Source organism: Ruegeria sp. BHSA123 (assembly GCF_059613425.1).
This window is the reverse complement of sequence record NZ_JBXWSL010000064.1, coordinates 1-4,805: the sequence shown is the minus strand read 5'-3', so window position 1 is coordinate 4,805 and position 4,805 is coordinate 1. Positions and strand designations below refer to the sequence as shown.

The following is a 4,805-nucleotide window of genomic DNA, read 5'->3' as shown; positions in this document are numbered from 1 at the left end:
TGGAACTGAAGAAAGCCACACCCGGATGCAGGCGGCGCTGGATTACCTCTGGCCATATGTAGGCGAGATGTTTGTCAGCGATGACATCGACGCGCAGATGGTTGCGACCGGGATCGCGCCGAACCCGGCCGATCTGCGCGAAGAATATGATGCGCTGGTCAAACGGGTTCTGGCCAAGGCGACATTGACCCTTCCGGAAAGCCGATTTGCCCATAAAGGCGGGCGTGACGGGCGCATGCATACGGAACATCTGGGGCACCTTTTGACGCAGATGCAGTGGTTGCAGCGCGCATATCCCGGTGCAAGCTGGTAACATGTGATGCAACGCCACTCGACCGACCAGATCTGGGACTGGCTGGATGCCGTACCGGATCCCGAGATTCCGGTAATCTCGGTTGTCGATCTCGGGATCGTACGCGATGTGCGTTGGGATGCCGAAACGCTGCTCGTGACGGTGACGCCAACCTATTCGGGCTGTCCGGCAACATCCGTCATCAGCATGGATATCGAAACCGCGTTGCACGATCACGGTATCAAAGACGTGCGGATCGAAACCTGCATCTCACCAGCCTGGACAACCGATTGGCTGAGCGAAAAAGGCCGCGCCAAGCTGGAAGAGTTTGGCATCGCCCCGCCACAACCGGCGGGCGGGCCAGAGCGCTGCCCGCATTGCGGCAGTAAAGCGGTTGAAAAGGTCAGCCAGTTCGGCTCGACCCCGTGCAAGGCCCATTGGCGCTGTACCGACTGCCTGGAACCCTTTGACTATTTCAAGTGCATCTGAGGAGGAGCACCGGATGGCACGTTTTCATGACCTGAAAGTCACCGACATCCACAAAACCATCCGCGATGCGGTAGTCGTCACGCTTGAGCCTGTCAACGGCGCGGCGGATCAGTTCGATTTCACCGCAGGCCAATACCTGACGTTTCGCCGCGACTTTGACGGAGAAGAACTGCGTCGGTCCTACTCCATTTGTGCGGGCAAGGATGACGGGGTACTGCAAGTCGGGATCAAACGTGTCGAGGGCGGCGCATTCTCCAGTTGGGCCAATTCCGAGCTTAACGTCGGGGACGTTGTGCAGGCGATGCCACCGATGGGCAGCTTTCACACTCCGATCGATGCTGATGCGGAAAAGCAGTATCTCGGTTTCGCTGGCGGCTCTGGCATCACGCCGGTTCTGTCGATCCTGAAGACAACCCTGACCCGCGAACCCAAGTCCCGCTTTACGCTGATCTACGCCAACAAGGGCATCAACACGATCATGTTCCGCGAAGAGCTGGAAGATCTGAAAAACCTCTATATGGGCCGCCTGAACGTAATCCATATTCTTGAGGCGGATGCACAGGAGATCGACCTGTTCACCGGTCTGGTGACGCAGGAAAAATGCGCCGACCTGTTCAAACATTGGGTCGATATTCAGAACGTGGACACAGCCTTTATCTGCGGTCCCGAGCCGATGATGCTGGGGATCGCGGCCGCGCTGCGCGCGCATGGTCTTGACGACAGGCAGATCAAGTTTGAACTCTTTGCCAGCGCTCAGCCGGGCCGCGCCAAACGCAAGGAAGGTGCGGCGGACGCGGGCACGCAGGCGAACCAAACCAGCGCATCGATCACTCTTGATGGGTCCACTCAGACGATAACTCTGCCCAAGGACAAATCCATTCTGGACGCTGCCTTGGAAAACGCCATGGACGCCCCTTACGCCTGCAAGGCCGGTGTCTGTTCAACCTGCCGCTGCCGCGTTCTGGAAGGCGAGGTCGAGATGCTCGCCAATCACGCGCTTGAAGATTACGAGGTTGAAAAAGGCTATGTACTGAGCTGTCAGGCCTATCCGGTCACCGACCGCGTGGTCGTGGACTACGACCAGTAAAGGGAGAAGACAGATGACTGACACCATGACACTCGACAGCTATCTGGCCGCCGGCGGTGTGCTGACCAACCCGACCAATGTTCCGCCGCGCTACCGCGCCGAACTCATGAAGCTGATGGCCACGTTCGTGGACAGCGAACTTGCCGGTGCCGCCGGATTCGCAGACATCATCAATCAGGGTCCGGGAATCAAGGAACGTATCGCAGCCGCGAGGATTGTTCTTGAGAAAACGGATCACGCCGATCAGGTTCTCAGGATAATGGGTGAGTTTGGGGCCGATACCGAGAGATATGCCACACATCATCCGTGGACGGCCCGCCTGGATCGTGACGCAGATATCGGTGCGACCCGCAGCGCGCATGACATGCGCCTTGCGGTATTCAATTATCCGATCTCGGGCTGGACTGACGCCGTCATCATGAACCTGCTGATGAGCCGTGCGGTCATGGAACAACTGGCCGAATTTTCAATGGTTTCCTATCAACCGTTGGCCGAAGCGTTCCGCAGCATCGCCCCGGTCGAAGCCCATCATGGCGCGTTGGCGCTGGAAGGTGCTGTGAAGCTTGCCGGGAACGGAGAGACCGAGCAGATGCAGGATGCGGTTAACTATTGGTGGCCCCGTGTTGCTGTGTCCTTTGGTGGCGATGATCTGAAACGGTTTGAGCTTCTGAAATCGCTGGGCTTGCGCCACAATGGCAACAACGCCCTAAAAGAGCGATGGGTTCAGACAGCAGGCGCCGCCGTGAAACAGCTGGGCCTGAAACCACCGGCCTAGTTCTGTGTAAACGCCAAAGGCGCGTTGAGAGGCACTTCCGGGCGCGGGCGATGTGAAACTCGCCCGGCGGTGCAAATCTCCGTGTGGGATCTGGTCATCGCCTTAGGTATTGTTGGTCCACCAGGTTCTGAGAGCAATGACCTGACGTTTCACGCCGGCAGATTGCGGTATTGGTATTTTCCTCTTTTCATATCGGAGTGATTGCGCAAACTGAGCGTAATCAAGCGCCAGTTAAAACTCAGCAGAAGACAGTGCCTTGGCGGCCGTGCTGGCGCGAACAGGGTTTGAGGATATCACCGCCACAACGCACCGGAAGGAACCGCCATGGATTTTGCCCCATCGCCGCGCGCCAAGGAAATGTATGACCACCTGAAAGCGTTTATGGAGGCGCATATCTATCCGCGCATACGCGATCACAAAGAAGAAATGGCGGCAGGCAGTTTCCCGGTTTCGTTTATGGAAGATCTCAAGGCGTTAGCCCAGGCCGAAGGGTTGTGGAACTTGTTCCTGCCCAGCCTGCGCGACGATGAACCCGGCACCCGGCTGAGCAATCTGGAATACGCGCCGCTGGCCGAACTTATGGGGCAGGTGGCCTGGTCTTCGGAAGTGTTCAATTGCAGCGCGCCCGATACCGGCAACATGGAACTGTTGCACATGTTTGCTACTCCGGAACAGCGCGAGACGTGGCTGGTGCCGCTGTTGAACGGTGAAATCCGATCCTCCTTTGCGATGACTGAACCGGATGTGGCCAGTTCGGACGCGACCAATATTACCACTTCGATACGGCGTGAGGGGGATGAATACGTCATCAATGGCCGCAAGTGGTTCATCACGAACGCCTGTCACCCGAACACCAGATTGTTTATCGTCATGGGTAAAACGGATCCCAATGCGGATCGACACAAACAGCAGAGCATGGTCATTGTCCCAAAGGACACGCCCGGTTTTGAGATTGTTCGCAACCCCACCATTCTGAACATGCACGACCCCGAGGGCCATGCCGAGCTGGTCTTCAGGGATGTGCGTGTCCCGGTCAGCAATCTTTTGGGCGAGGAAGGCAGCGGGTTCGCTCTGGCGCAGGCCCGGCTTGGTCCCGGTCGCATCCACCATTGCATGCGATCGATCGGTGCGGCGGAAATGGCACTTAACCTGATGGTCGAACGCGCGCAGGAACGGAAGGCGTTTGGCAAGCAGCTTGCAGAACAGGGCGTGATCCGCGAATGGATCGCCAAGTCCCGGTTAGAGATCGAACAGGCGCGATTGCTGACCCTGAAAGCGGCCTGGAAGATTGATCAGGTGGGCGCAAAAGAAGCATTCCGAGAGATTTCATTGATCAAGGTCGTGGCGCCCAATGTACATGCTGCTGTCACGGATCGCGCGATGCAGGTCTTTGGGGCGATGGGCATGACCCCGGATACACCGCTGGCCGACAGCTATACCTGGGCACGCGCGCTGCGATATGCAGATGGGCCGGATGAGGTGCATTTGCAGGCGATTGCCAAGCAAGAGTTGAAGAACTCGAATTTTGGCATGTCGGCCCAATGGCTGACCCCTCCATCGCGCTAGGCCGGGGGCGGCATCAGGTCTTGTGCGCCCTGCTTTGTTTGAGCGGCAGAAACAAGGTACTTGTCCCGCGGCAGGGGGTAGGAAGTGAAGGGTAGGATGTAGCCCTGCGAAAATCCTACTGCCCTCTGACCTCGCGCACCCATGCGATGATGGTTTGTCGCGCTTCCACGTCCATTTGAACCGCTGAGGGCGGCGGCATGGCATGGCTGATTCCGGCCTGCAGGTAAATCTGGTCGGCGTGCCGGGCAACATCGCCGGGTGTTTCAAGATAAACCTTCTTGGGGGCCCATTTCATGGTGCCATAAACCGGCTCGCGGGCATGGCACATCGAGCAGTTGCCCAGCACAGTGTCATAGGCTTCTTCAAACCCCGCAGCCGACGCAAATTTTTCTTCGTAAGATGTCAGCGCCCTTGCTTCGGCGTCTTCCCATGTTTCGCCGGTTCTGACAGAAGACAGCCATGCGATCACGATCATGAGGATGACAGTGACACCCCAGGTCCAGTGCGGCCCTTTCCCGGTCGCGTGCATCGTGTTGAAGTAGTGGCGGATGGTCACGCCGGTCAGGAAGATCAGGCTGGCGATGATCCATGAAAAC

Annotated in this window: 6 protein-coding genes; 5 read left to right on the top strand and 1 reads right to left on the bottom strand. The window is 57.8% G+C overall.

Annotated features, from left to right (window positions below):
• From AC2FNC_RS17760 to AC2FNC_RS17740, 5 genes are all read left to right on the top strand, one after another.
• A partial coding sequence (locus tag AC2FNC_RS17760; RefSeq protein WP_496716121.1) for a 1,2-phenylacetyl-CoA epoxidase subunit PaaC occupies positions 1-313 on the top strand: 313 nt, incomplete at its 5' end.
• A 6-nt stretch (positions 314-319) separates the two neighbouring features.
• Positions 320-781, top strand: a complete 462-nt coding sequence (gene paaD / locus AC2FNC_RS17755; RefSeq protein WP_480521244.1) for a 1,2-phenylacetyl-CoA epoxidase subunit PaaD — start codon at positions 320-322, stop codon at positions 779-781.
• Between the two features lie 13 nt (positions 782-794).
• Positions 795-1,868, top strand: coding sequence for a 2Fe-2S iron-sulfur cluster-binding protein (locus tag AC2FNC_RS17750; protein ID WP_480521246.1), 1,074 nt, complete (start codon positions 795-797; stop codon positions 1,866-1,868).
• 13 nt (positions 1,869-1,881) lie between these two features.
• The gene (locus tag AC2FNC_RS17745) at positions 1,882-2,643 is read left to right on the top strand and encodes a Phenylacetic acid catabolic protein (protein WP_480521248.1); all 762 of its coding nucleotides are present in this window, start codon (positions 1,882-1,884) and stop codon (positions 2,641-2,643) included.
• A gap of 324 nt (positions 2,644-2,967) precedes the next feature.
• A complete protein-coding gene (locus AC2FNC_RS17740) occupies positions 2,968-4,209 on the top strand; it encodes an acyl-CoA dehydrogenase family protein (protein ID WP_496716120.1) in 1,242 nt (413 codons plus the stop codon).
• A 115-nt stretch (positions 4,210-4,324) separates the two neighbouring features.
• Here AC2FNC_RS17740 and AC2FNC_RS17735 read toward each other — a convergent pair.
• The coding region (locus tag AC2FNC_RS17735) for a urate hydroxylase PuuD (RefSeq protein ID WP_496716118.1) at positions 4,325-4,805 on the bottom strand (481 nt) is incomplete at its 5' end.

Bases quoted from the DNA above. Each gene is read 5' to 3' on its own strand.
- paaD (WP_480521244.1), top strand. From the start codon at position 320: ATGCAACGCCACTCGACCGACCAGATCTGGGACTGGCTGGATGCCGTA.
- AC2FNC_RS17750 (WP_480521246.1), top strand. From the start codon at position 795: ATGGCACGTTTTCATGACCTGAAAGTCACCGACATCCACAAAACCATC.
- AC2FNC_RS17745 (WP_480521248.1), top strand. From the start codon at position 1,882: ATGACTGACACCATGACACTCGACAGCTATCTGGCCGCCGGCGGTGTG.
- AC2FNC_RS17740 (WP_496716120.1), top strand. From the start codon at position 2,968: ATGGATTTTGCCCCATCGCCGCGCGCCAAGGAAATGTATGACCACCTG.